We start from the raw sequence: 24,856 nt of genomic DNA on the forward strand, positions 1-24,856 counted from the left end.
CGGTGGGGGCGGGTTGATTAGATTGTGGGTTGAGTGGCAATTATTGTCTGTGAACCCGCCCCCACCCAACGGCAAATCCCCATCTACGTGTCAATTGTGTTCTGCTGCTTGGATCGATCGCACTACAGCCAACGCAGCCCGATCGCCGATCGACTTCTCTTGATCGTAGCCCAACACCAATTCCCACCCATCCTGCGGGTATTTGTCAACCAGCGGGATCGCCACCTCATCAAGCATCCAGCGCCCGTGACGCTCATCTTCTCGGATGTGGAGTTCCCAATAACCCATCGCAGCCTGGGACAACCCCAGGCGCTGCGCGGCGCCTAGATAATTGCGGTAAGCGACGGGCCCAGCCACCTCAAAATAAGTGAGTCCGCCGTTGTAGCGCAGAAAGTGGCGCTTGCGTTCGGTAAGCAGGAAGTTGTGGTTGATGCTGGAGAGCACTTCCCAAGGTACTAAATCGAAATACGCCTCCGGTTCTGTGCTCATCCCGAATTCTGCCATCATTTGGGCAAAATAGGTCGAGTGCTTGCGGGGTAAGCGACCGCCGCCGTATTCTTCGATCAGCACCCGCGTCAGGGTTGACTGAATTTCGTTGCCTGCCCCGCCGAGGATGCGGGAAAGACGGCTGGCTTCCACTAAACCGTCGAAGGAGGCGATCGCCAGCAGGTGTCTGTATCCCGCTGCTGTCATCTCTTCTCGCAGGTAGCGATCGATCTCAGACAGCGGAGGATCGACATCGACGGCTGCACGATCGCGCAGGGCTTGCTTGACATTCTCGATGTTTTGCACGGCTGCAACGTCGATTTGGGCGATTTCCCACTGCTGCCAAGGTTCTTCGATGCGATCGCGCACTCCTCGCAAATAGTGCGATCGTTCGTTGTTGTAGCGGCGCAAATCGTCGTACCAAAACAAGTTGAGGCGGTTGATGCGGTACAGTACGCGCTGCAAGAAACGGTGCGCGGCCTCATCGCCCTCCGGTTGCTGATATGCCGATCGCAGCGCCACGGCGATCGCGCTTTCAAAATCGCTAACAAGTAACGGTTTTGCAGCCACCGTCTTGTCTAAATCATCCACTAGCAGCAAATTGACAAATTGGCGATCGGCTGCTTCGTAATTTGGAAGTGCGGGTTGCTTTTTAGGAAGACTCGGCGAGTCAATTTTGGGGAGTAAATCTGCGGTATTTTGCATGGAATCAAGTTATGTTAACTCAGATTATTGTGCAGCCTGCCAAAACAGCCAACCGTTGCAGATTGCTGAATATTTTGGCTGCTTATTTTCAAGATACCGAATCATTCAGCCGGACACACCTTTCTATTGATAGATATTTGTGAGTTTCCCTTCTTCTCTCCTCTTCTTTCCTCTTCTTTCGTGTCCTTCGCGCCTTCGCGGTTCGTCAAAAACAAATCCCACCAAAGTTATAATTTTTTATAACCCCTGTTAATATAGCTATGTTTCGATCGACTATAATCTAAGAACTAATTAGAGGAACGGTAAGTTATGGCTGTGCAGTTGCTCAAAAGACTTTTCACAGTAGAAGAATACCATCTGATGGGTAAAGCTGGGATTCTTTCGGAGGGCGATCGCCTAGAATTGATAGAAGGAGAACTTGTTGAAATGGCCGCTATTGGAACTCGTCATGCTTCCTCTGTGAGGCGCTTAGCCAGACTGTGCAGCCAAATTCCCGAAAATTTGGCTACTTTTGACGTGCAGAACCCCGTTCAGTTGAGCGATCGCACTGAGCCGCAACCTGATATAGTATTGCTGCAACCTCGCGCCGATTACTATTCAACCGCCCACCCCCTCCCATCGGAAGTTTTACTATTAATAGAAGTAGCTGACACTTCCATAGACTATGACAGAGATGTGAAACTTCCTATTTATGCCCGATCGCAAATTCAGGAAGTCTGGATAGTCAATTTACAGGAAAACTGCTTGGAAGTTTACCGCCAGCCGACTGTTAACGGTTACAGTTTAATGCTGAGGTTTTGGCGGGGCGATCGAGTGTCGCCGCTGGCTTTTCCCGAATTTGTAGTTAGTGTGGATTTGGCGATCGGCTAAATCAGGATTATACCATTTTAGATTTGAGATTTGAGATTTGGGAATGACTTAGTGGATATGGGTTTTAAGTTTGCTTGCAGTTGCATTATTTTTTGAATTCAGGATTATTTGCATTCTAGGCGAGCGCGAAAATACTCCTCATAAAAATTGCAGATCGCACTGCAATAATTGCCGCTCGCCAATTCCAGCAACCGCCACCTCTGCGACGGGATTGAAAGTCGATCGGGCGATTTGAGATTGTAGATTGTAGATTTACTCCGAGGAACCGGGTTTCTGCCTAAGTCTTGATATGCTTAAATTTGGTAGCAGGTAATAAATAATAGGTCAGGGCGATCGGTGTATTCAACTTTAGAGCAAAAGTACCAGCGCCTGCAAAAACAGTTAACGGGCGGCATCATCGCCCTTGGCGGCATTTTCTGCACGGGTACTCTTTGGTATTGGCTGGTGGAAAAATGGCCTTTGCTCGATGCCGCTTACATGACTGTATTTACTTTAGCAACTGTCGGCTACGGTGAAATTCACCCCCTCGGAAGACGCGGGCGAATGTTTACCATGTGCCTGATTTTGATGGGCGTGATGGTGATTGGTTATATCGTCAACCGCTTTACAGAAGCGCTGATTCAAGGATATTTTCAAGAAGGAGCAAGAATTAGGCAGCAGCGGCGTTTGGTGGATTCTTTGATCGAACATTACATTCTTTGCGGTTTCGGGCGCACGGGGCGACAGATTGCCTTGGAATTTGAGGCAGAAAATATTCCTTTTGTGGTGGTAGATTCGGCGCTACAGTCGGTGCAGGCTGCTTTGGCGTTGGGGTACACGGCGGTGCAGGGAGACGCGACACTCGATGAAACTTTGTTGAATGTGGGGATCGATCGCGCAATTTGCATAGTAGCAGCTTTGCCGTCGGATGCTGAGAATTTGTACACTGTGCTGTCGGCGAAAACTCTGAATCCGAAGGTACGGGCGATCGCCCGCGCCACCACAGAAGAAGCCGTAAAGAAGTTGCAGCGGGGCGGCGCCGATGCCGTCGTATCCCCCTACATTACGGGCGGCAAACGGATGGCAGCGGCTGCTTTGCGCCCTCAGGTGATGGATTTTTTAGACGGCGTATTGACGGGTACGGATAGTTCTTTTTATATGGAAGAATTTCTGGTAGATCCGAATAGTTGTGTCTACGTCGGAGAAACTTTGAGAAATGCCAAATTGCGATCGCAATCCGGGGCATTAGTGTTAGCAATTCGACGGGCTGGCGGCACTTTGATTGTCGGGCCAACTGGAGAAACTGCGATCGAAGGAGGAGATATGCTGATTTGTTTGGGTACTGCCGAACAATTGCGCGCCCTCAATCAAATCCTCAGCCCCCTAAGTTTTCGCATCCCCCGCCCTCCGAACTAATACAATGTGGGGTTTCTCGTGAGGAATGCCAGTCCTCTTTTGGGGCGGTTTCGACAGGCGAAGGAGTTAACGCCGACGATCCTTGGGGAAGTTGGTGGGGTTGGGAGGTGCGATCGCTTTGGCAGATTTCACCTACGCAGGTTGGGAATGTCCCAATTGTGGGCCCAGGTTTAAGATTTCTGCTTTGTGGGTGCATGGCTGGTGTCAGCACTGTTTTATGAGGTTTGGGCAGATGAGCAATTTCCAGAAGTCCATCATTTTAGATAATATTTTATGTAGATATATAAATATAAGTAACTTATTTTCAGTTAAAATATAGATAAAAGGATGATTTATGATGGTAGTCTATTTGGAGGGAATTTGCTCTGACCTTGGGACAATTGGTTAGGGAATAAGGAATTCTCTATCATTGGCGATCGCTATGTCCATATAACAAGTATCAGGAAATAGATGAATCAAGTTGTCATTGAAAATCCTATTATTAACTCTGCCTTCTTGGAACCCAAGTACCACTTTCGCTTTGACGATGATGGTATTACCGATGAAATTCTCGAAGAGCGTCGCATCAGCCATTATTTTATCCCGATCGCCCAACCGAAGAAAAAAAGCAAGCAGTTTCAACAACTAGAGCTAAATCTAGGTGAATGGACACAAGACAGAGTAGCAGAAAACAAGTTTATTAACCAAATTCGCGATCGCGTTAGCCTGTGGAGACGTGGCGGCTATCTCTACGTTACCCCTACCACTAAAAAATTGTTGGCATATTGGACTAACCCCGATCGCGAACGTAAATTATATTTTTGCCAAATAGAAGCTTTAGAGACAGTTATCTATATCACCGAAGTTGCAAAAAAGTGCGGCGATAACTGGATTGAGAATCAACTCCGACAATTCAATGAAGATGCGAACCCGCTGCTGTTCCGCATGGCCTGTAAAATGGCGACAGGAAGCGGTAAAACAGTAGTCATGTCAATGCTGATGGCGTGGCATACTCTTAATAAAGCCGCCAACCCTCAGAACAATAAATTTAGCGATGCTTTCTTAGTAGTAGCACCAGGAATTACCGTGCGCGATCGCCTGCGGGTACTCCAACCTAATGATGCTGAAAATTACTACAAAAAACTTGACCTAGTACCACCAGATTTAATCCCAGAATTAGAAAAAGCTAAAATTGTTATTACTAACTATCATGCCTTTAAACTGCGAGAACTTAATTCAGCAGCTCGGTTAACTAAAGATATTCTCGCCCAAGGACAAAAAAGTGCTTTCACTGAAACCCCAGACCAAATGGTAAGGCGAGTTTGCAAAGGTTTAGGAAACAAGAAAAACATTATCGTGATTAATGATGAAGCTCACCACTGTTACCGTCGTCGCGTTGGTGATGACGATGCCAAGCTCAAAGGTGATGACCGCAAAGAAGCAGAAAAACGCAACGATCAGGCACAACTTTGGATTTCTGGCATTGAAGCTATAAAGTCAAAAATTGGGGTCAAAGTAGTTTATGACTTGTCAGCTACACCGTTCTTTTTAAAAGGTTCTGGCTATCAAGAAGGCAATCTATTTCCTTGGGTAGTTTCTGACTTTTCCTTGATTGATGCGATCGAATCAGGCATTGTCAAAATTCCCCGCGTCCCCGTATCTGACGACAATATGAAAGGCGAATTGCCTGCTTATCGCAGTATTTGGCCATTAATTCGCGATCAACTCCCCAAGAAAGGACGCAGTACCCAAGATGAAAGTAAATCATCACCCGAACCAAAACTTCCTAAAGAGTTAGAGGGAGCCTTAGAAAGTCTCTATAGTAACTACAAAAAAGCTTTTGAATTATGGGAACAGGACACAGAAGCTACTGACAGAGGACAAACACCGCCTGTATTTATCGTTGTTTGTAATAATACCAATGTCTCTAAATTAGTTTATGACTATATTGCTGGCTGGGATACTGGCAAAAAATATCCTGATGGTAGACCTGTTTTAGCTCCCGGTAAACTACCATTATTTAGTAACGTCCAAAACGAAAACTGGACAGCTAGACCTAACACGATTCTGGTAGACAGCGAACAACTAGAATCAGGCGAGGCGATGAGTGCTGAATTCAAAAAAATTACAGCACAGGAGATTGAAGAATTTAAAGCCGAATATCGACAAAGATATCCAGGTAAAGATCCCGAAAAAATCACACCAGAAGAGTTACTGCGCGAAGTATTAAATACCGTTGGTAAACCCGGAAAACTGGGGGAACACATTCGCTGTGTAGTCTCTGTTTCTATGTTGACTGAAGGATGGGATGCTAGTACCGTCACCCACATTTTAGGGTTAAGAGCTTTTGGCACTCAGTTGTTGTGCGAACAAGTTGTTGGACGGGGACTGCGACGGATTAACTATGCAGTGAATAAAGAGGGAATGTATGAACCCGAATATGCCGAAGTTTACGGTATTCCCTTTGCTTTTATCCCCTGTGCAGGTTCTAATAAAACACCCAAGCGGGGAACACTCCCTACCCGTGTTCGAGCTTTAGCAGAACGAAATGAATCTGAAATTACTTTCCCTCGATTGACGGGTTATCGCTACGACATTAGCAGGGGCAAATTAACAGCTAATTTTACAGATGTTTGTCAATATGTTATTTCTACGGCTGATTTGCCTACTCTTACAGTCAATGCTCCCATTGTTGGTCAATCCAGTATTCATACATTGGATCAATTGAAATCCCACAGAGAACAGGAAGTCGCTTTTTTGTTGGCAAAACTAACCTTAGAAAAGTATTTTCGATGGGATGGGAATCAGAAACCAGAAAAAACTACAATACATTTTTTTGATGCAGATGTACAAGCTTGGTTGTTTCCCCAAGTTTTGCAAATAACTAAACAGTGGCTCAAAGAATGTGTCCGTTACAAAGACAATACCTATCCTCAGTTGTTAATGCTGACTGAATTTGCCCACGATGCGACAGACAAGATTTATCATGCCATTGTGGAAGGAGAGTTGCGAAAATCTTTAAAGCCAATTCTCCGCCCCTATGATACTTTTGGTTCGACTCGCTATGTAGACTTTGACACCGCCCGTGCGGTTTATACGACTAACCCTCATAAATGTCATGTTTCCCATGTGGTACTCGATAGTAATTGGGAATCAAAGATGGTGCAATCCTTAGAACAAATGAATGAGGTTATCTCCTATGTAAAAAATCACAATTTAGGCTTTACTATTCCCTATACTCTCAATGGGGAACAGAGAAATTATTTGCCTGATTTTATTGTGCGAATTAATGATGGGCCAAAAGAACTATTGAATTTAATTTTGGAAGTATCGGGGGAAGCGAGAAAGGACAAAGCCGCTAAGGTGGCGACTGCTAGAACTCTTTGGATACCAGCAGTAAAAAATCACGGGGGATTAGGGCGTTGGGATTTCTTAGAAATATCCGATCCTTGGAATGCCGAAAAATCTATTCGGATGTATTTGTCTAAGCAGACAGCACAAACGGACACGAATATTAGTACCATTCAAAAAACCCCTGGTGTTTGTGGAGGTAACGCTAGGATACGCAATACACGCATTCCTGTCTGGACAATTATTTCTTTTTACAAACTGGGGGCATCTGATGAGGAAATACTGAGGAATTATCCGGGGTTAACTCCCGCAGATTTAAGATTAGCTTCGTCATACTACGAACAGCATCAAACAGAAATCGATCGAGTAATTGCTGCCCAGGATGACGATGATGAAGATAGCTAGGCTTTACTCTAACGAAAATTTCCCCCTAGATATCGTCAACAAACTTCGTTATCTCGGACATGATGTGTTGACATCCTATGACGCAAAACAGGCTAATCAAGGAATTCCCGATGATGATGTTCTCAAGTTTGCCCATCAACAAGAGCGGGCTGTGATTACGCTCAATAGGCAGGATTTTATTGAACTACACAAGCTTGTCAAAGAACACAGTGGAATTATCCTGTGTAAAGAATGTCAAGGAGATTTTGATTATGAACAACAAGCCTTAAAAATTCATGAATTGATTTTAGATTTCAGTGAATTGAAGTCTCGATTGTTTCGAGTACAAAAGCAGAATGTCAAAGGCTGTAAAATTCAAACATTTATCTATAAGGAAATAACTAATGCCTAGGAAAAAGAATGACAAATCTACACCTATTGATAGTGTGAAACATCAGGATAAACGGGCTAATATTCCTACTGAAGAGTTGCGTGATTTTATGGCTGACGACGAGAAAAAACCTCAAAAAGTTCTCTATCCCCGCGATCCATCTTTAGATCCGCAGTTGGTGTGGCAGGGGAAAGACGAACAGGACAGTCAGGATTTAGAAGTGCCTGCTGTGCCGATTTATATTCAGGAGAAAATACACCCCCATGCGATTATTGAGGATTTTAAGAAGCAGGTTAAGAAAGAACAGCCAGCGGAACAATTAAGTTTATTTAGTGATTTCAATGGGTTAGAGTTTGACCAATTAATTGACTTTTATCAGCATAAGGATGGGGTGAAGTGGGCTAACCGGATGATTCTGGGTGATTCGCTGTTGGTGATGAATTCATTGGCGGAGAAGGAGGGTTTAAAGGGTAAAGTGCAGATGATTTATCTTGACCCGCCCTATGGGATTAAGTTTGGTTCTAATTGGCAGGTTTCGACTCGGAAGCGCGATGTTAAAGATGGGAAGGCTGAAGAAGTAACAAGGCAACCGGAACAGGTGAAAGCGTTTCGGGATACTTGGGAGTTAGGGATTCATTCTTATTTGAGTTATTTACGCGATCGGTTGGTTGTAGCAAGAGAGTTATTGACGGAAACTGGTAGTATCTTTGTGCAGATTGGGGATGACAATGTGCATTTGGTTCGGTGTTTGATGGATGAGGTTTTTGGGAGCGAAAACTTTATTAGTCAAATTTCTGCTACTACTAAAGTTTCTCTAGGCAGTAAATACATCGCTGGGGTTCAAGATTATATTATTTGGTACTCCAAAAACAAAGAAAGTGTTAAATATAGACAGCTCTATGAAGAAAAAAATTTAGTAAGCAATTCTGAATTTACTCTAGCACAGGATATTGATGGTAATCATCAGAGATTAACAACTGAAGACAAGCAGGAAAAAAGTCATATTAGCGATAACTTAAAAATTTTTCAACGCATCGATTTACTTGCGACTGGTTGGGGAGCTAGTACAAATTTTCCTATTGATTATCAAGGCGAAAAATTTTATCCATTAAGGGGCAAAAGCTGGAAAACGCATTTGCCAGGAATACAAAGATTAAAATTAGCTAACCGAATAATTAAACTAGGTGGATATCTTAGATATAAATCTTTTTTTGATGATTACCCTGTTAGCCAAATTACAAATGTTTGGGCAAAAACGGCTGGTGGTTTCTCGGAAAGCAAAGTTTATGTAGTTCAAACAAATCCCAAAATAATTGAAAACTGTCTTTTAATGACTACAGATCCCGGTGATTTAGTATTAGATCCAACCTGCGGATCTGGAACCACAGCGTATGTTGCCGAACAATGGGGAAGACGTTGGATTACCATCGACACAAGCCGTGTTGCTTTAGCACTAGCTAGAACTCGCCTCATGTCTGCTAAATATCCCTACTACTTCCTAGCAGATTCCCCTGACGGCATCCAGAAAGAAGCGGAAATCACTAAACAACTGCCATCAACACAACCTAAGACAGACAACGCAATCAAAAAAGGCTTTGTTTATAAGCGCGTTCCTCATGTTACATTGGGATCAATCGCCAATAATCCAGAAATTGATACTATCCATGCCAAATGGCAGTTACAACTAGAACCAGTTCGCACTCAATTAAACCAGTTACTCAAAAAATCCTGGGAAGAATGGGAAATTCCCAGAGAATCCGATGCTAAATGGTCAGACGAAGCTAAAGAATTAATAGCTAAATGGTGGCAACTCAGGCAACAACGGCAGGAAGAAATCGATGAATCTATTGCCCGTAATGCGGATACGGAACTACTCTATGACAAACCTTATGAAAACAATAAACGCATTCGGATAACTGGCCCGTTTACTGTCGAAAGTCTTTCACCTCACCGCATTCTTTCTACTGATGAAGCATACCCAGCCTCAGAACAGGAAGGCGTTACCCAAGCATCAGATCAATTTGAAGTCAGAATCATTGACAACCTGAAAAGGGCAGGAATCCAAAATACTTTAAAAAATCAACGCCTCAAGTTTGAAAATTTAGAGTATTTAGAATCTCATGCGGGTACTTACATTCATGCTGTAGGCGAGTACGCAGAAAGCGATGAAACCATCAAGCGGGTAGCAGTCCACATCGGGCCAGAATACGGCACTGTCAGCGTTGATGATATCAAAGAAGCTGCCAAAGAAGCTGTTAAAGGCTTGGGGAATGATGTATTAATTGTCTGCGGTTTTGCCTTTGAACCTAATGTTAATGAAGAAGCAAAACGTTATGGCAAATTGCAAGTTTTAATCACTCGCATGAATCCTGATTTGTTACTGGGTGATGAACTGCTCAAGAAAACAGGGGCTGGTAATTTATTTATGGTATTTGGCGAACCAGATATTGAGTTAAAACGCCAAAATGGTCAGCTAGTAGTCACCTTAAAAGGTTTAGATATTTACGATCCCACTACCGGGGAGATTCGCAGCAGTTCGCCTGATGATATTGCTTGTTGGTTTATTGACACTGACTACAATGAGGAAAGCTTTTTTGTGCGTCATGCCTATTTTACAGGTGCTAACCAACCTTATGAAAAATTAAAGCGGGCGCTGAAAGCAGAAATTGATGAAGATGCTTGGAGTCAGATGTATTCTACTACTAGCCGTCCTTTTGATTCTCCCAAAGGCAAGAATGGTAAATCGGGAAAGATTGCGGTTAAGGTGATTAACCACTACGGGGATGAAGTGTTAAAAGTGTATGAAAGTCTTTAGAACTTTTGACACTTCACAAAACCCAAAGCCGATGGCGGGATTTGAACCCGCGACCGATCGATTACGAATCGATTACTCTACCACTGAGCTACATCGGCAAGACGATTATGAATTATAGCACAAATTCAACAAAAAAGCAATGAGCTGTAGAATTTCATGAAAAACTCCACAACCCAAAACTCAGAACTTGTTAAACCGCAAGTTCTCCGTCATTTGAGCCGCCGCGGGCCCCGGAATAAACCAAGCCACGCTGCATATCCAGCGTCAGCATCGTGCCGTCCCGAATTACCCGCATGGCATTCTCCACACCCACCATCACCGGCACGCCCAAACGCAAACCGATAATCGCGGCGTGAGAAGTCAAACTTTCCTCCTCCGTTACTACACCGGCTGCTTTGCGAATCATCTCTACAAACTCGGCGCTGGTGCGTTCTACTACTAAAATGTCTCCTGCGTGGAAATTGGCTACATCCGCAGCAGTGCGAGCAACTCTGGCCATGCCGCTCACAGATCCCAAACCGACACCGGTGCCTTTGCCTAAAACTGCTGTGACTACCTCAATTTTGATCAAATCCGTCGAGCCGGCAACCCCTTGCTGAGTACCGGCTGTCATCACTACTAAATCTCCGTCGCACAGGAACTCTTTTTCTTGGGCGACATTAATGGCAGATTGAAATGTCTGGCCTGTTGAGGGCAAATCCAGCACCAGTAATGGTTTGACTCCCCATACTAATTGCAGTTGTCGGGCTACGTCTACGTGGGGAGTAACGGCCAAAATCGGTGTTTTGGGTCGGAATTTCGAGACGTTGCGGGCTGTGGCTCCGGTTTTGGTCAGCGTCATGATGGCCGCTGCGTTTAACTGTTCGGAGATTTGGCTGACTGCTTGGCTGATGCCGTTGGTGATCGATCGACCAACATCTTCTACATTTCTAATATTGCCCCTAATTCCTTCCCTCTCCATCCGCACTGCAATTCTCGCCATCGTCGCCACCGCTTCGACGGGGAAACTGCCGACTGCTGTTTCATTGGAGAGCATTACCGCATCGGTTCCGTCCAGAATCGCGTTGGCTACGTCGGAAATCTCGGCGCGGGTGGGACGGGGATTGTTGACCATGCTGTCGAGCATCTGGGTAGCGGTAATCACCGGAATCCCCATGCGGTTGGAAGTTGCAATCAAGCGCTTTTGCAAAATCGGCACATCTTCGGCGGGGAGTTCCACGCCCAAATCGCCCCGGGCGACCATCACGCCGTTGCAAAGGGCGAGAATTTCTTCCATTTGTTCGATCGCCTCGTGCTTTTCGATCTTAGCAATTACCGGTACTTGCTTGCCCGCACTGGCAATCAGTTCTTTAATTTCGAGCATATCCTGGGGATTCCGCACGAAGCTGAGGGCTACCCAATCGACACCTTGGTCGAGGCCAAACATTAAATCTTTGCGGTCTTTATCCGTGAGCGCTTTAATTGACAGGTATACGCCCGGAAAATTCACGCCTTTGTTGTTGGAAAGCGGGCCGCCGACAACGACGCGACAGTACAATTCTCCCGCGCCGCGGTCTACTTTTTCCACACGCATTTCCACTTTTCCGTCGTCGAGCAGAATTACGGCTCCCTCTGGGACTTCCGAAGCTAGGGGTTCGTAGGTGACGGAGGAAATCAGCTCTGTGCCGGCTACCGGGCGGCTGGTCAAAATGAAAGGATCGCCGTTTTTGACAACTATAGAGCCTGTTTCAAAGCGCCCCAAACGAATTTTTGGGCCTTGAAGGTCTTGGAGGATGGCGACCGGCTGGTTGAGTTCAAAGGACGTTTGTCTGATTAAGCGAATGCTGCGCTGGTGGTCATCTTCTGTTCCGTGGGAAAAGTTGAGTCGCAAAGTTGTGGCGCCAGCTTCTATGAGGTTGCGGAGCACTTCTGGGTCGGATGTTGCTGGGCCAATGGTGGCTACAATTTTAGTTCGGCGTAGGGCTTTTGGCAGTTGCATGAATTGAGATGGGGTGGCTGGAGGATTTCTAGTTTAAATTTCGGCTAACTTTTCATCTTTCAGTACAAGCAATGACGCTAGTCTCAAGTCTTAAAAATTTTGATAGTCGTCAAAACAGCAGGCATTGACCAATATATAGAATATCTGACTTTTTACCGATCGGTAATCTTTTCTTGGCGATCGGCTTTTTTAGAAAATATTTCCGCTCCCAGGGTTGACATAAATACAGATATACCCATTTATTAGACTTGAGCTGCTCTGCTATGCGGCTAATCGAGGATTGGGATCGTTTCACCGCAGCAATACTTGGCTTCTTGTGCAGAGGCAACTGTCTGGCGATCGGACTCTGTTTTTTCACGAAACTTTACTATTGGCAGACTTGTATCTTATACTACGCAAGTGTGAAATATTAAGGAGTGTTAACAAAAATGTCGGAGGCAGGACGGCCGCTGACAGTGCCGAAAGAGTTTCTGAGTCCTCCGGGTGACTTGAATCCGACGCTGCTGTTGTTTTTGAGTGCATTAGCGATTATCGCGATTTCCTTTGTGGGTTACTGGTACGGGGACTGGCCGGATTGGTGTTGTTTTTCGCTGAACGTGCTGGCGTTGCACATGGCTGGAACGGTGATTCACGATGCGTCTCACAACGCGGCGCACCGCGATCGTACAATTAACGCTATTTTGGGACACGGTAGCGCGCTGATGTTGGGCTTTGCTTTCCCGGTATTTACGCGGGTACATATGCAGCATCACGCCCACGTTAACGACCCAGATAACGATCCAGACCATTATGTTTCTACGGGTGGGCCTCTGTGGCTAATTGCTGCGAGGTTTTTTTACCACGAGATTTTCTTCTTTAAGCGCAAACTGTGGCGGAAATACGAACTTTGGGAATGGTTTTTCAGCCGTTTGTTTGTGATCGGAGTGGTTTATCTCTCAATTCAATACGACCATTTAGGCTATGTGCTGAACTTTTGGTTTTCTCCTGCTTTGGTAGTGGGGTTAGCCTTGGGCTTATTTTTTGATTATTTGCCACACCGTCCGTTTCACGAGCGCGATCGCTGGAAAAATGCCAGAGTATATCCTAGTCCAATTCTGAATATTTTAATTTTGGGACAGAACTATCATTTGATCCATCACTTGTGGCCTTCAATTCCTTGGTACAATTACAAGCCAGCTTATGAAGCTGTGAAGCCGCTGTTAGATGAAAAGGGTTCTCCTCAAAGTCTGGGAATATTGGAAGGTAAAAAGGACTTTTGGAGTTTTATATATGACATCTTTTTAGGGATTAGGCTGCATCACAAGAAAGCCACTGATTGACAAAAAATCCGGTTTCTTCGAGAAGCCGGTTTTTTTATGTTTTTTATCTAAGCCAATCCCAACCGAAAAAGGTAAGCTAAAATAAATTTATCTGCTGGAGAAGCCTATTTCAATTCAGCCGATCGCAACTGCCATGACCCAAATTACTCTCGACCTCAACCCAATTATCAAACTTACCGAAGAACAGTTTTATTTACTCTGTCAAGAAAACCCAGATTTAAAACTAGAAAGGAACCCTAATGGAGAATTAATCGTGATGCCGCCGACAGGAGGAGAAACCGGAAAACGTAACGTCAAACTGATTGTACAACTGGCAATCTGGAACGAGCAAACTCAACTCGGCGAAGTCTTCGACTCATCGACAGGGTTTACTCTACCAAACAAAGCCGATCGATCTCCCGATGTCTCTTGGGTCGAAAAATCTCGCTGGGAGGCTTTGACTGCACAACAAAGAGAAAAATTCATCCCGCTGTGTCCCGATTTTGTGATTGAAATTCTTTCACCAAGCGATAGCCTGAAAAAAACTCAAGACAAAATGCAAGAGTATATCGACAATGGCTGTCGTCTGGGTTTGTTAATTAACCGCAAAAAGCAACAAATGGAAATTTATCGCCCCGATCGAGAAGTTGAGGTATTGCAAGCACCTCAAACTGTTTCGGTAGATGTGTTGCCGGGATTTACCTTGAATTTACGGCAAATCTGGGATTAACAACAGACTGTTGCAATCCATAACAATTGCAGCTAATAGCTCAACTTCATCAATACTTAATCAGGACTATACCTGTACATTATGTGTTTTTCAGTTGGCTCGTAAACAATTGTGTTTTTCTGATTTTTCAAAGGCTTAGTGTGTTTGATTTGCGCGTCAACAATTATTAAGGGAATTAGACCTGGATCGAAAGCCGGACAAGTTCCGTCTGCTCGAAAATGTTGGCAGTAGTTACATCCTTTGTAATCACTCATTTTGTTATTACATCTTTTCATTCCTCAGTTAAAAATCAACCCACCATGGCTGGTGGGTTTACTCTTGAATCAATCAAAAAGTGATTTTCTTATTTTTCCGCAGCAACTGCAACGGCTAAATTCCAATCGGGCCGCAAATTTTGAGCTCCGCGCAAATAAGGATGATAAATTTCGGTGTGTGCGGGCCAATTGACGTGAATTAAAAAGCGGATGCAGCGTTCTAATGAACCCTTAACGTACATTTGCTGCACGTCCAACAAAGGAACATTGCACCACCGAGGGCGTTCGCGGGCGATCGCAGCCGGAAAGACAGCATCCAAATCGCGGGTAACAGAAAACGTAACACTAATTATTAATTCCGGATCTAAATTATTTCTTGTTTCTAATTCATCTAACAGTTCTCTCACCGCTTCTCGAATTGCTTCTACCGAATTATCGCTGGCAGTTGTTGCCCCGCGAATCGCCCGCACTTGCCAATCCACGCAAATATTCTCCATTTTTTATCAGTTGTCAGTTGCTAGTTGTCAATGGTTATTGGTTATTTGTTACTTGTTATTTGTTACTTGTTATTTGTTATTTGCGTTGCCATGAGCGGAGTCGAAGGGTTACTTGTTATTTGTTGGTTTGTCAATAACCAACAACCAACAACCAACAACCAACAACCAACAACCAATAACCAATAACCAATAACCAATAACCAATAACCAATGACTAATTTATTTAATCACGGGCGATACAGCCACAGCGGCAAACCGCTAGTAGACAGCTCGAATTCCAGCAAATTCTTGTAAGCCCAAAGCCCGGATGTATCCAGACTACTCCCCAAAACGCGATTTAGGAAAGGTTTTTGTTTTTCTAGCGTGCAGCATTCGGTTTTTTCCGGGTCGAGGCCTGCGAGTTCGGCAGTCCAGCGGCGAGCGTCCTCTTCGGTTCCGAGTCGATCGACCAAACCCAATTCTAAGGCTTGCTGGCCGGTAAAAACGCGACCGTCGGCAAAAGTTTTGACGTTTTCAACGGGGAGTTTCCGGGCTTCGGCGACGGTTTCCACGAATTGCTGGTAGCTGCTGTCGATCAAGTCTTGCAGAATTTGCTGTTCGGGCTCGGTCAATTGTCGATCGAATGCCAAGATATCTTTATAGGGCCCGGATTTAATCACTTGAAAAGAAACGCCGACTTTTTCTAGCAGCCCTTCTAGATTGTTACCCCGGATAATCACGCCGATGCTGCCGGTAATTGTACCGGGATTAGCAACGATATGTTGAGCTCCCATGCCGATGTAAACTCCGCCAGAAGCTGAAATATTGCCAAAACTAGCGACAATTTTGATTTTTTCGCCCAAACGCTTGAGGGCGCTGTAAATTTCTTGGGAATCGCCGACAGTGCCCCCGGGGCTGTCTATCCGCAGCAGCAAGGCGGGAAATTTGCGCTCTTCAACGGTTTTGAGCGCTTCTAGAACTCGTTTGCGGGTTTCTCCGGCGATCGCTCCGGTGACTTCGATGCGGGCGATTTGTTTGCGGTAGCGGGGCTTGAATGGCCAAATCATGGGCAGTTTCGGGCAATGTGAAATTTTGTATCTCACTTCTAGTGTGCCTTATTCATTGGGTTAGATGTTGTGCTTGTGTTCGCAACAGGCAAGATGCCTGTTCCACAACCAATTTCACTGATTTTGGAACTGCAACAGGCAAGATGCCTGTTCCACAAACAATTTCACTGATTTTGGAATGCAACAGGCAAGATGCCTGTTCCACAACACATTTCACTGATTTTGGAACTGCAACAGGCAAGATGCCTGTTCCACAACACATTTCACTGATTTTGGAACTGCAACAGGCAAAATGCCTGTTCCACAACCATTGCAGAAATTGTGGAACTGCAACAGGCAAGATGCCTGTTCTACAACCAATTTCACAAATTGTCGAACCGCAACAGGCAAGATGCCTGTTCCACAACCATTGCAGAAATTGTGGAACTGCAACAGGCAAGATGCCTGTTCTACAACCAATTTCACAAATTGTGGAACGGGCATCTTGCCCGTTCGATCGCACTTAACCCACCTTCGATATATAATTGTAATAATTGCTTAACAAATCTACATCATTCCCGAGAGCGCCACTCTCATCAATTATTTGGAGCCTCCGCCATGCAGCTAAAACTTACCGATTCCAAACTGCCCTTTGCCCCGCTGTTACTCATTGCGCCGTTTTTCCTGTGGGGAACCGCGATGGTAGCGATGAAAGGGGTGATGCCACACACGACACCGCTGTTTGTGGCTGTCGTGCGTTTATTACCTGCGGGCGTGTTGGTGTTGCTGGCGGCGGCTTTGATGGGAAAAAAGCAGCCGCAGGGTTGGAAAGCTTGGCTGTGGATTTCGCTGTTTGCATTAGTTGACGGCACTTTGTTTCAAGGATTTTTAGCCGAAGGTTTGGCGAGAACCGGTGCGGGTTTGGGTTCAGTGATGATTGATTCTCAACCGCTAGCCGTGGCGATTTTGTGTTTGTGGCTGTTTCAAGAAAAAATAGGTTTTTGGGGCTGGTTGGGCTTAGTAATTGGCGTTATCGGCATCAGTTTGATTGGATTGCCGGATGGCTTTATTTTGGGGCTGTTTCATCCTGAAAATGTGCAGGTTTCTGCGGGTATCGAAAGTGTGTTTCAGGGCGGGGAATGGTTGATGCTGTTGGCGGCTTTGTCGATGGCTGTAGGTACGGTTTTGGTGCGGTGGGTGTGCCGCTATGTTGACCCGGTGGTGGCGACGGGCTGGCACATGATTTTAGGCGGTTTGCCGTTGTTGGCGATTTCGGCGGCTACTGAGTCGGGGCAGTTTGTGAATATCGATTTGTCGGGTTGGATGGCTTTAGGGTATTCTACTGTGTTCGGAAGTGCGATCGCCTACGGTTTATTCTTTTACTTTGCTTCAAGCGGCAGTTTGACGAGTTTAAGTTCTCTGACTTTTCTGACTCCGATTTTTGCTTTGCTGTTCGGCAATTTGTTGTTGGGCGAAGTATTGAATCCGCTGCAATCGATGGGAGTCGGGCTGACTTTGGTAAGTATTTATTTGATTAATCAGCGGGATACTTTGGCTGAGAAATTGGGGAAAGGCCGGAATGGTGCAGCGAATTCTGAGGAGGAAGTGCAGTTATTAGAGTCGTCGGAGTTGAATGCAGTTGAATTTCCCGTGCAAGTGCGGGCTACAGAATTGGAGCCGGAGGTTTAGACAGAATTGGTTAACTCTTCAATTAACTGATTGGGAGTGACAATTCGAGGAGTTGTCACCGGAAAATCTCGCGGGTTGCGGGTGACAATGGCATCAATTTGATTGACTACGGCAGTGCTATACTGAATCGCATCTTCAAAATCCTTGAAGTTGGAAATTAATGCCATTGAAATAGCAGAGCTATCCACAGTCGCCACTTGACAAAATGTGGCTATATATTTCAAAAACTCAAGCGTTGAATCTCGACCTTTAACTTTGCGTATGATGTAGTAAATATCGCCAAAAGTAGAGGCTGAAATATAACCTTCTACTTGTGCCTGTTCAACAAAGGACAAAACTTGTTCGCTTTCACCAAAAAATTGCTGTCGTTCAAGGGCGATATCTAAGATGATATTGGTATCTAGCAAGATTTTCATAGCTTGTGTTTCTCCTTCAAAGCTTCCCATCTAGCTTCCTCTGCATCGAAGTCAGGCGGGACAGGCTGAGTATTCTCAAACCAGGCTTGCAAAGCCTTGATTTTAGTTTTCACTTTTCTTTTAAGGTTAGCTTCTTCTGACTGGATTACTAGCTGTGGGGAACTGACAACCGCATCAGCCACCGGCCAAACGATGATTTCCACATCTCCGGCTGGCATATCCAGGGATTCCAAAACTACCAAATTCCCAGCCTCATCTATTTTACCTCTAAGTTTGTATGCTTGCATACTAATCTCCTAAGCTTTGTCTCTATTATAGGACATAAAAATTCGGTAAGTCCCTTTGTAATCAATCCAAACTTAATCATATTAAAAATTTTCAGGAAGTCCGCCGATATAGCCCCTCAAAAATGCCTCTGATAAATCTACAGGTTCTTGTCCATCCAAAGGTTCCGGGTTGAGAATACGTCTAGCTTTAGTATAACCTAATTGGTTGCGGGAAATCACAAACAACCGCTGTTCATCATCATCTAAATCTAAGCCGTCCAAAACAGCGGGGTTATGAGTTGTCAAGATGACTTGTTTATCGTTATTTTTTGCTAGTTCGACTAATTCTTCGATTAACCGGCGGCATAATCGAGGATTTAGAGAAGCGTCAATGTTGTCAATTGCAAAAAATTTAGGTGTGATATCGCTTATGAACAAGGTAAAGTAAAACAGTAAAAACAAAAAGCCTTCATTCGAGCTTCTTTGGTCGAAATAACTTAAATCTGTATCTAAGTATCTATCTGTAATTTGGAGAGAAGTTTGCATCGCTGATAGATTGTGAGGAATTTCAAAATCTTTAAACCAATCTATCAATTGCAGCTTGTCTTTGATTTGATTAAGTTTATCTGGGTTATCTGCATTCAAGATATTTATAAGTTTAAACAAACCTTGACCATTAATGCCTAATGGTTGAATTTGCCCTTCTTTTTCAAAGGTTCGTAAAGCTGGGTTTTCAGGGGAGTAAACAATAAACTTATTTAGATAATATAATTCAATAAATGAGTCTACATCCTTGTTGAATATTGATAATTCTTGTTCCGTTAGTTGAGTTGCTCCTTTTAAAATTGATAAAAGTTTGTCTTGTCCCCCGTATTGCTCAACAAAAAGTTTAAGAGCATTCTCTGTAGATATTTCAGAATTACCAAAAAATTTTTTACTAATCCACTGAGAATAGGGAGAATTATCATTTTGTAAAATACAACTAAATTGTTCTTTATCATTCTGTCTTAATTCAATGCTGATATCTTTAGTAAGATTATCTTTTTCAAAAGCCGATCGCATAAATCGAGGTTCTGTCACCCGAATCCCCCGTGCAGCAAGAAACTCGTTATCCAGTTTATCATTAGCAGCCGCCGAAGCCAGGGCGATGGCTTCCAAAATATTGCTCTTACCGCAGCCATTTTCGCCAATCAGTACGGTGACTCGTCCTAATTCCAGCTTCAGCTTTTGAATAGACTTGTAATTTTTGATTCTGACTTCTTTAATCATAATTAAATCCCCTATAATCTGAATGTACTCATTGTATCTCGGATGTCATGGATCTAAAAGAACGCCTGCACAGCCACCTAATTCAAATTGTACGCGATCGCAATCCTTACTTGGCATCCGCAGGGCACTTCTATGTGCAGCAATACATTCGCGAACAGTTGGGACAGTGGGGCGCTGTAGAAACCGACGATTTTGCGGTGCGCGGGCGAATTCATCACAATTTTATCTTGGATTTACCCCCCCTCAATCCCCCCCTTGCTAAGGGGGGGAAGCAAGAAAATTTGCCGATTATTATAGGCGCTCATTACGATACTGTGCCGGGGACGCCTGGGGCTGATGATAATGCTACGGGTGTTGCTGTGTTGCTGGAACTCGCAAGGGCGATCGCACTTCAACCGCTAAAATATCCAGTACAGTTAGTTGCGTTCGATATGGAAGAATCTGGTTGTTGGGGAAGCAGGCATTATGCAGCTAAATGCAAGCAACAGCAACAGTCAATTCGGTTGATGATTGCTTTGGAAATGTTGGGTTATTGCGATCGCACTCCGAACTCCCAAAGCTATCCGGCTGGACTAAAATATTTTTATCCGAATATTGGCAACTTTATTGCTTTAATTGGGAACTTGCGGACTGTGCGCGATATGATTACTTTGAGCAGAAATATCCGCAAAGTCGGTCAGGATTGCGAGTGGTTGCCGGTGCCGAATCGAGGTTTGATTGTGCCGGATACTCGCCGCAGCGATCATGTTCCTTTTTGGGATAATGGTTATCCGGCGATTATGGTGACGGATACGGCTAATATGCGGAATCCGCACTATCATCAACCGAGTGATAAGATTGAGACTTTGGATTTGGATTTTTTGGCTGGTGTTTGTGGGGGCTTGGTTGAGGCTATTCGATATCTATAATTTTATTTTAATGAACTGCGAAGACGCGAAAAACGCGAAGGAATAAAGAAAGAAGATGATAGAAAAAGATATGAATGTTGATTTTCCCGATCGCACTTGCTGGCAATTTTGGATCGATCGCGGTGGTACTTTTACCGATATTGTCGCCCAAAGTCCTGATGGTAGGTTAGTTATTCACAAGCTGCTGTCGGAAAATCCCGATCGCTACACCGATGCAGCAGTGCAAGGAATTCGCGATATTTTGGGGATTGAGGCGGGGGAATCGATACCGGCGAACAAGATTGCAGCGATTAAAATGGGGACGACGGTGGCGACAAATGCTTTACTGGAACGTAAGGGCGATCGCACTATTCTGTTAATTACCAAAGGTTTCGGCGATGCGCTGAGAATTGGCTATCAAAATCGCCCGAATATTTTCGCCCGCCACATTGTGCTGCCCGAGATGTTGTACGATCGCGTTATTGAGGTTGCAGAACGTTACAGCGCCCGAGGTGAAGAGTTAATTGCTGTCAATCCTGAGTTTATCCCGGCTTTGCAGCAAGCCTACGATGACGGAATTCGCAGTTGTGCGATCGTCTTTATGCACGGCTACCGCTATTCGGAACACGAAAAACAAGTTGCTCAAATAGCCAGAGAAATTGGTTTTAGTCAAATATCAGTATCTCACGAAGTCAGCCCTTTAATGAAATTAGTTTCGCGGGGAGATACTGCGGTTGTCGATGCTTATTTATCTCCGATTTTACGCCGATATGTCGAACAAATAACCAGTGAGTTAATTGAGGTAGGTTCTCGGAATGAGGGATTATTAATGCCCAATTCCCAATGCCCAATTCCCAATGCCCAATTCCCCCAATTAATGTTTATGCAATCAAACGGCGGCTTAGTTGATGCCGCCCAATTTCAAGGAAAAAACAGTATTTTATCAGGCCCGGCTGGGGGAATTGTCGGTGCAGTTCAAACGAGTAAAAAGGCTGGTTTTGACAAAATCATCACCTTTGATATGGGCGGAACTTCGACAGATGTTGCCCATTTTAACGGCGAATACGAACGCGAATTTGAGACTGAAATTGCAGGGGTGAGATTGCGATCGCCCGTGATGGCAATTCACACTGTAGCAGCCGGTGGCGGTTCGATCGTGTTTTTTGACGGCGCGCGCTACCGTGTCGGGCCGGAGTCTGCGGGCGCAAATCCAGGCCCTGCTTGCTATCGGAAGGGCGGCCCTTTGACGGTGACTGATTGTAATGTGATGTTGGGGAAAATTCAGCCTGATTTTTTCCCGAAAGTGTTTGGATTGACGGGAGATTTGCCGATCGCCTCTGACGTAGTTAAGCAAAAATTCGTGCAGTTAGCGGGGGAAATTGGGGGCGAGAGGACACCGGAACAGGTGGCGGAGGGGTTTTTGGCGATCGCGGTGGAAAAGATGGCTAATGCGGTCAAAAAAATCTCGCTTCAGCGCGGTTACGACGTTTCCGAGTATACCTTGTGCTGTTTTGGCGGTGCGGGCGGCCAACACGCTTGTGCGATCGCCGATAGTTTGGGCATGAAACGGGTGTTTATTCATCCCTACGCGGGGGTATTATCCGCCTACGGTATGGGTTTGGCTGATGTGCGGGCTATGCGCGAAAGGGCGATCGAGCAATTATTAACTGCTGAATTAATTGCGGATTTGCATGATATTTTAGCGCAATTGGAGGCGGAGGGAAAAGGGGAATTGAACCGCAGAGGCGCAGAGGGCGCAGAGGGAGAGAAAGAGGTTTTGGTTGTGAGGAAGCTGCATCTTAAATATCAGGGAAGCGATTCGGTTTTGATGGTGAATTTTGCTGGGAGTGTTGAGGAGATGCAGGCTGATTTTGAAGCAGCACACCGACAGCGTTACAGTTTTATTATGCCGGAAAAATCGCTAATTGTAGAAGCAGTTTCTGTAGAAGTTGTAGAAACAATGGATGTACTGGATAATTCTACAACTTCCCCATCTTGTGGCACAGGCATCTTGCCTGTGGCTGATAATTCTACAACTTCCCCATCTTGTGGCACAGGCATCTTGCCTGTGGCTGATAATTATACAAATCCCCCATCTTGTGGCACAGGCATCTTGCCTGTGGCTGATAATTATACAACTTCCCCATCTTGTGGCACAGGCATCTTGCCTGTGGCTGAAGCATCAACAAATCCCCCATCTTGTGGCACAGGCATCTTGCCTGTGGCTGAAGCATCAACAACTTCCCCATCTTGTGGCACAGGCATCTTGCCTGTACAAATGTATGTTGCTGCTGAATGGCGGGAAACGCCTGTTTATCAGAGAGACGATTTGCGATCTGGCGACTGCATTACGGGCCCGGCGATGATTGTCGAAGCAACTGGAACTAATATCATAGAACCGGGTTGGGAAGGCGAAATTACCGAAAACAATGACTTAATTTTGAACCGCAGATCCACACAGATGAATGCAGTTAAAACCCATTCATCGGCGGTTAAATCAGATCCAGTTTTGCTAGAAATTTTTAATAACTTGTTTCGCGCGATCGCCGAACAAATGGGCGTGACTTTACAAAATACAAGTTCCTCAGTCAACATCAAAGAGCGCCTCGACTTTTCCTGTGCAATCTTCGATGCAAACGGGCAATTAGTTGCCAACGCGCCGCACATTCCCGTGCATCTCGGTTCCATGAGCGAAAGTGTTTCAGCTTTAATCCTAGCACAAAGTCATACTATTAAACCGGGCGATGTTTATGTTTCTAACAATCCCTACAATGGCGGCACGCACTTACCAGATATCACCCTAATTACTCCAGTATTTAATCGTGATTCCTCGCTTCCTTTGTTTTATGTTGCTTCGCGGGGACACCACGCCGACATCGGCGGCATCACTCCCGGTTCCATGCCTCCCAATAGTAAAATAGTCACTGAAGAAGGCGTATTGTTTGACAATTTTCAGCTAGTCAGCGAGGGTAAATTCCGAGAAACAGAATTACTACAAATTCTGACAGCCGGGGATTTTCCGGTTCGCAATGTCGCACAAAATATCGCCGATTTGCAAGCCCAAATTGCCGCCAACAATCGCGGTTTAGCAGAACTTGTCAAGATGGTAGAACATTACGGCTTGGAAACAGTACAAGCTTATATGGGTTTTGTGCAAGATAATGCTGAAGAATCTGTGCGGCGCGTAATTGAGGTTTTGACTGACGGCGAGTTTACTTATCCGATGGATAGCGGCGGACAAATTAAAGTAGCTATTACAATTAACAAGTCTGCGCGCAGTGCAAAAATAGATTTTACTGGCACTTCTTCCCAACAATTCAACAATTTTAATGCTCCCGCTGCGGTGTGTAAAGCGGCTGTGTTGTATGTTTTCCGCACCTTGGTAGATGACGATATCCCTCTGAATGCTGGCTGTTTGAAGCCTCTCGAAATCATCAATCCCGCTGGCTGTATGCTGAATCCGCGTTATCCGGCGGCGGTGGTGGCGGGAAATGTGGAAACTTCGCAGAATATTACGGATGCTTTGTATTGTGCGCTGGGTGCGATCGCATCTTCTCAGGGCACCATGAATAATTTCACATTTGGCGATCGACGCTATCAATATTATGAAACAATTTGCGGCGGTTCGGGTGCTGGTGCAAATTTCGACGGCACAGATGCGGTGCAAACTCACATGACTAATTCGCGTTTAACCGATCCAGAGGTGTTGGAATGGCGGTTTCCGGTGTTGTTGGAAAGTTTTGCAATCCGGGCTAATAGCGGGGGAAATGGAAATCATCGCGGCGGTAATGGAGTGGTGCGGCGAGTGCGATTTCTGGAAGCGATGACTGCGGGAATTCTCTCCGGGCGGCGGGTGATTTCTCCCTGCGGTTTGCATGGAGGTGAAGCGGGGAAAGTTGGGCGAAATTATGTTGAAAGATTTGATGGAAATGTGGAGGAATTGGGGAGTACGGCGAGTGTCGAAATGCGATCGGGGGATGTGTTTGTAATTGAAACTCCTGGCGGCGGAGGTTATGGTTTTCCTAGCTATCGCGGTTAATAGCCTTCATCGGATCGAGGGTGATAAGCTGTTAGTCATTTAAATTTATTGCCTCAACGCCTTACAGTATGGGGTCTGGCACACAAATAGTGCAGTTTGAATGTCGAACAGCTTAACTCCTGCGAACGGTAT

20 protein-coding genes and 1 tRNA gene are annotated in these 24,856 nt (G+C 45.1%); 12 read left to right on the forward strand and 9 right to left on the reverse strand.

Features of this window, described 5'->3' with window-relative positions:
* Positions 1-90 precede the first annotated feature (90 nt).
* On the reverse strand, positions 91-1,191 hold the full coding sequence (locus JGK16_RS06765; RefSeq protein WP_293190021.1) for an iron-containing redox enzyme family protein: 1,101 nt from the start codon (positions 1,189-1,191) through the stop codon (positions 91-93).
* A gap of 11 nt (positions 1,192-1,202) precedes the next feature.
* On the opposite strand from JGK16_RS06765, the gene JGK16_RS06770 reads away from it, so the two are divergent.
* The 6 genes from JGK16_RS06770 (at position 1,203) to JGK16_RS06795 (ending at position 10,376) form a co-directional block, all read left to right on the forward strand.
* Positions 1,203-1,334 (forward strand): hypothetical protein, encoded by a 132-nt coding sequence (locus JGK16_RS06770; protein ID WP_293190023.1) that lies wholly within the window; start codon positions 1,203-1,205, stop codon positions 1,332-1,334.
* A gap of 166 nt (positions 1,335-1,500) precedes the next feature.
* The gene (locus JGK16_RS06775; protein WP_293190025.1) at positions 1,501-2,061 is read left to right on the forward strand and encodes a Uma2 family endonuclease; all 561 of its coding nucleotides are present in this window, start codon (positions 1,501-1,503) and stop codon (positions 2,059-2,061) included.
* A 336-nt stretch (positions 2,062-2,397) separates the two neighbouring features.
* Complete coding sequence (locus JGK16_RS06780) at positions 2,398-3,456, forward strand: potassium channel protein (RefSeq protein ID WP_293190027.1); 1,059 nt, start codon at positions 2,398-2,400, stop codon at positions 3,454-3,456.
* A 450-nt stretch (positions 3,457-3,906) separates the two neighbouring features.
* Entirely contained in the window at positions 3,907-7,191 is a 3,285-nt protein-coding gene (locus tag JGK16_RS06785; protein WP_293190029.1) for a BPTD_3080 family restriction endonuclease, read from the forward strand.
* Positions 7,175-7,582 (forward strand): DUF5615 family PIN-like protein, encoded by a 408-nt coding sequence (locus tag JGK16_RS06790; protein ID WP_293177715.1) that lies wholly within the window; start codon positions 7,175-7,177, stop codon positions 7,580-7,582. The genes JGK16_RS06785 and JGK16_RS06790 overlap by 17 nt, the downstream gene beginning before the upstream one ends.
* Positions 7,575-10,376, forward strand: coding sequence for a site-specific DNA-methyltransferase (locus JGK16_RS06795; RefSeq protein ID WP_293190031.1), 2,802 nt, complete (start codon positions 7,575-7,577; stop codon positions 10,374-10,376). The genes JGK16_RS06790 and JGK16_RS06795 overlap by 8 nt, the downstream gene beginning before the upstream one ends.
* Before the next feature lie 26 nt (positions 10,377-10,402).
* Here JGK16_RS06795 and JGK16_RS06800 read toward each other — a convergent pair.
* From JGK16_RS06800 to JGK16_RS06810, 3 genes are all read right to left on the reverse strand, one after another.
* Positions 10,403-10,474 (reverse strand) — tRNA-Thr (locus tag JGK16_RS06800).
* A 92-nt stretch (positions 10,475-10,566) separates the two neighbouring features.
* A complete protein-coding gene (gene pyk, locus JGK16_RS06805) occupies positions 10,567-12,354 on the reverse strand; it encodes a pyruvate kinase (protein ID WP_293190033.1) in 1,788 nt (595 codons plus the stop codon).
* 109 nt (positions 12,355-12,463) lie between these two features.
* Positions 12,464-12,712 carry a hypothetical protein gene (locus JGK16_RS06810; protein ID WP_293202899.1) on the reverse strand — a complete coding sequence of 83 codons (249 nt, stop codon included), beginning with the start codon at positions 12,710-12,712 and terminating at the stop codon, positions 12,464-12,466.
* Positions 12,713-12,782: 70 nt separating this feature from the next.
* Between JGK16_RS06810 and crtR the strand changes: the two genes are divergently transcribed.
* The gene (gene crtR / locus JGK16_RS06815; RefSeq protein ID WP_293177805.1) at positions 12,783-13,673 is read left to right on the forward strand and encodes a beta-carotene hydroxylase; all 891 of its coding nucleotides are present in this window, start codon (positions 12,783-12,785) and stop codon (positions 13,671-13,673) included.
* A 133-nt stretch (positions 13,674-13,806) separates the two neighbouring features.
* Entirely contained in the window at positions 13,807-14,382 is a 576-nt protein-coding gene (locus JGK16_RS06820; protein WP_293190035.1) for a Uma2 family endonuclease, read from the forward strand.
* Between the two features lie 343 nt (positions 14,383-14,725).
* Here JGK16_RS06820 and aroH read toward each other — a convergent pair whose 3' ends face one another.
* Complete coding sequence (gene aroH, locus JGK16_RS06825; RefSeq protein WP_293177591.1) at positions 14,726-15,133, reverse strand: chorismate mutase; 408 nt, start codon at positions 15,131-15,133, stop codon at positions 14,726-14,728.
* Between the two features lie 227 nt (positions 15,134-15,360).
* On the reverse strand, positions 15,361-16,179 hold the full coding sequence (gene sppA, locus JGK16_RS06830) for a signal peptide peptidase SppA (RefSeq protein ID WP_293177588.1): 819 nt from the start codon (positions 16,177-16,179) through the stop codon (positions 15,361-15,363).
* A 143-nt stretch (positions 16,180-16,322) separates the two neighbouring features.
* Between sppA and JGK16_RS06835 the strand changes: the two genes are divergently transcribed.
* Together JGK16_RS06835 and JGK16_RS06840 are read left to right on the forward strand one after the other, a co-directional pair.
* Complete coding sequence (locus JGK16_RS06835) at positions 16,323-16,685, forward strand: hypothetical protein (protein WP_293197552.1); 363 nt, start codon at positions 16,323-16,325, stop codon at positions 16,683-16,685.
* A 91-nt stretch (positions 16,686-16,776) separates the two neighbouring features.
* On the forward strand, positions 16,777-17,847 hold the full coding sequence (locus tag JGK16_RS06840; RefSeq protein WP_293190051.1) for a DMT family transporter: 1,071 nt from the start codon (positions 16,777-16,779) through the stop codon (positions 17,845-17,847).
* On the opposite strand, the gene JGK16_RS06845 is transcribed toward JGK16_RS06840, so the two are convergent.
* The 3 genes from JGK16_RS06845 to JGK16_RS06855 all read right to left on the reverse strand — a co-directional run bounded on the left by JGK16_RS06845 (position 17,844) and on the right by JGK16_RS06855 (position 19,798).
* Positions 17,844-18,293, reverse strand: coding sequence for a PIN domain-containing protein (locus tag JGK16_RS06845; RefSeq protein ID WP_293201069.1), 450 nt, complete (start codon positions 18,291-18,293; stop codon positions 17,844-17,846). The two genes, JGK16_RS06840 and JGK16_RS06845, sit on opposite strands and share 4 nt — an antisense overlap.
* Complete coding sequence (locus tag JGK16_RS06850) at positions 18,260-18,550, reverse strand: hypothetical protein (RefSeq protein WP_293177582.1); 291 nt, start codon at positions 18,548-18,550, stop codon at positions 18,260-18,262. Before JGK16_RS06850 ends, JGK16_RS06845 begins: the two co-directional genes overlap by 34 nt.
* An 81-nt stretch (positions 18,551-18,631) precedes the next feature.
* Positions 18,632-19,798, reverse strand: coding sequence for an AAA family ATPase (locus tag JGK16_RS06855; RefSeq protein WP_293190037.1), 1,167 nt, complete (start codon positions 19,796-19,798; stop codon positions 18,632-18,634).
* Positions 19,799-19,845: 47 nt separating this feature from the next.
* Between JGK16_RS06855 and JGK16_RS06860 the strand changes: the two genes are divergently transcribed.
* Together JGK16_RS06860 and JGK16_RS06865 are read left to right on the forward strand one after the other, a co-directional pair.
* Positions 19,846-20,706 (forward strand): M20/M25/M40 family metallo-hydrolase, encoded by an 861-nt coding sequence (locus JGK16_RS06860; protein WP_293177576.1) that lies wholly within the window; start codon positions 19,846-19,848, stop codon positions 20,704-20,706.
* Positions 20,707-20,776: 70 nt separating this feature from the next.
* Complete coding sequence (locus JGK16_RS06865; protein WP_293177799.1) at positions 20,777-24,724, forward strand: hydantoinase B/oxoprolinase family protein; 3,948 nt, start codon at positions 20,777-20,779, stop codon at positions 24,722-24,724.
* Positions 24,725-24,856: the final 132 nt, after the last annotated feature.

The sequence above is a fragment of the Microcoleus sp. PH2017_09_SFU_O_A genome (genome assembly GCF_020738625.1).
Taxonomy (GTDB): Bacteria; Cyanobacteriota; Cyanobacteriia; order Cyanobacteriales; family Microcoleaceae; genus Microcoleus.

Bases quoted from the DNA above. Each gene is read 5' to 3' on its own strand.
- crtR (WP_293177805.1), top strand. From the start codon at position 12,783: ATGTCGGAGGCAGGACGGCCGCTGACAGTGCCGAAAGAGTTTCTGAGT.
- sppA (WP_293177588.1), bottom strand. From the start codon at position 16,179: ATGATTTGGCCATTCAAGCCCCGCTACCGCAAACAAATCGCCCGCATC.
- JGK16_RS06835 (WP_293197552.1), top strand. From the start codon at position 16,323: ATGCCTGTTCCACAAACAATTTCACTGATTTTGGAATGCAACAGGCAA.
- JGK16_RS06840 (WP_293190051.1), top strand. From the start codon at position 16,777: ATGCAGCTAAAACTTACCGATTCCAAACTGCCCTTTGCCCCGCTGTTA.
- aroH (WP_293177591.1), bottom strand. From the start codon at position 15,133: ATGGAGAATATTTGCGTGGATTGGCAAGTGCGGGCGATTCGCGGGGCA.
- JGK16_RS06785 (WP_293190029.1), top strand. From the start codon at position 3,907: ATGAATCAAGTTGTCATTGAAAATCCTATTATTAACTCTGCCTTCTTG.
- JGK16_RS06855 (WP_293190037.1), bottom strand. From the start codon at position 19,798: ATGATTAAAGAAGTCAGAATCAAAAATTACAAGTCTATTCAAAAGCTG.
- pyk (WP_293190033.1), bottom strand. From the start codon at position 12,354: ATGCAACTGCCAAAAGCCCTACGCCGAACTAAAATTGTAGCCACCATT.
- JGK16_RS06795 (WP_293190031.1), top strand. From the start codon at position 7,575: ATGCCTAGGAAAAAGAATGACAAATCTACACCTATTGATAGTGTGAAA.
- JGK16_RS06850 (WP_293177582.1), bottom strand. From the start codon at position 18,550: ATGCAAGCATACAAACTTAGAGGTAAAATAGATGAGGCTGGGAATTTG.
- JGK16_RS06820 (WP_293190035.1), top strand. From the start codon at position 13,807: ATGACCCAAATTACTCTCGACCTCAACCCAATTATCAAACTTACCGAA.
- JGK16_RS06775 (WP_293190025.1), top strand. From the start codon at position 1,501: ATGGCTGTGCAGTTGCTCAAAAGACTTTTCACAGTAGAAGAATACCAT.
- JGK16_RS06790 (WP_293177715.1), top strand. From the start codon at position 7,175: ATGATGAAGATAGCTAGGCTTTACTCTAACGAAAATTTCCCCCTAGAT.
- JGK16_RS06865 (WP_293177799.1), top strand. From the start codon at position 20,777: ATGAATGTTGATTTTCCCGATCGCACTTGCTGGCAATTTTGGATCGAT.
- JGK16_RS06770 (WP_293190023.1), top strand. From the start codon at position 1,203: ATGTTAACTCAGATTATTGTGCAGCCTGCCAAAACAGCCAACCGTTGC.
- JGK16_RS06845 (WP_293201069.1), bottom strand. From the start codon at position 18,293: ATGGGAAGCTTTGAAGGAGAAACACAAGCTATGAAAATCTTGCTAGAT.
- JGK16_RS06860 (WP_293177576.1), top strand. From the start codon at position 19,846: ATGGATCTAAAAGAACGCCTGCACAGCCACCTAATTCAAATTGTACGC.
- JGK16_RS06765 (WP_293190021.1), bottom strand. From the start codon at position 1,191: ATGCAAAATACCGCAGATTTACTCCCCAAAATTGACTCGCCGAGTCTT.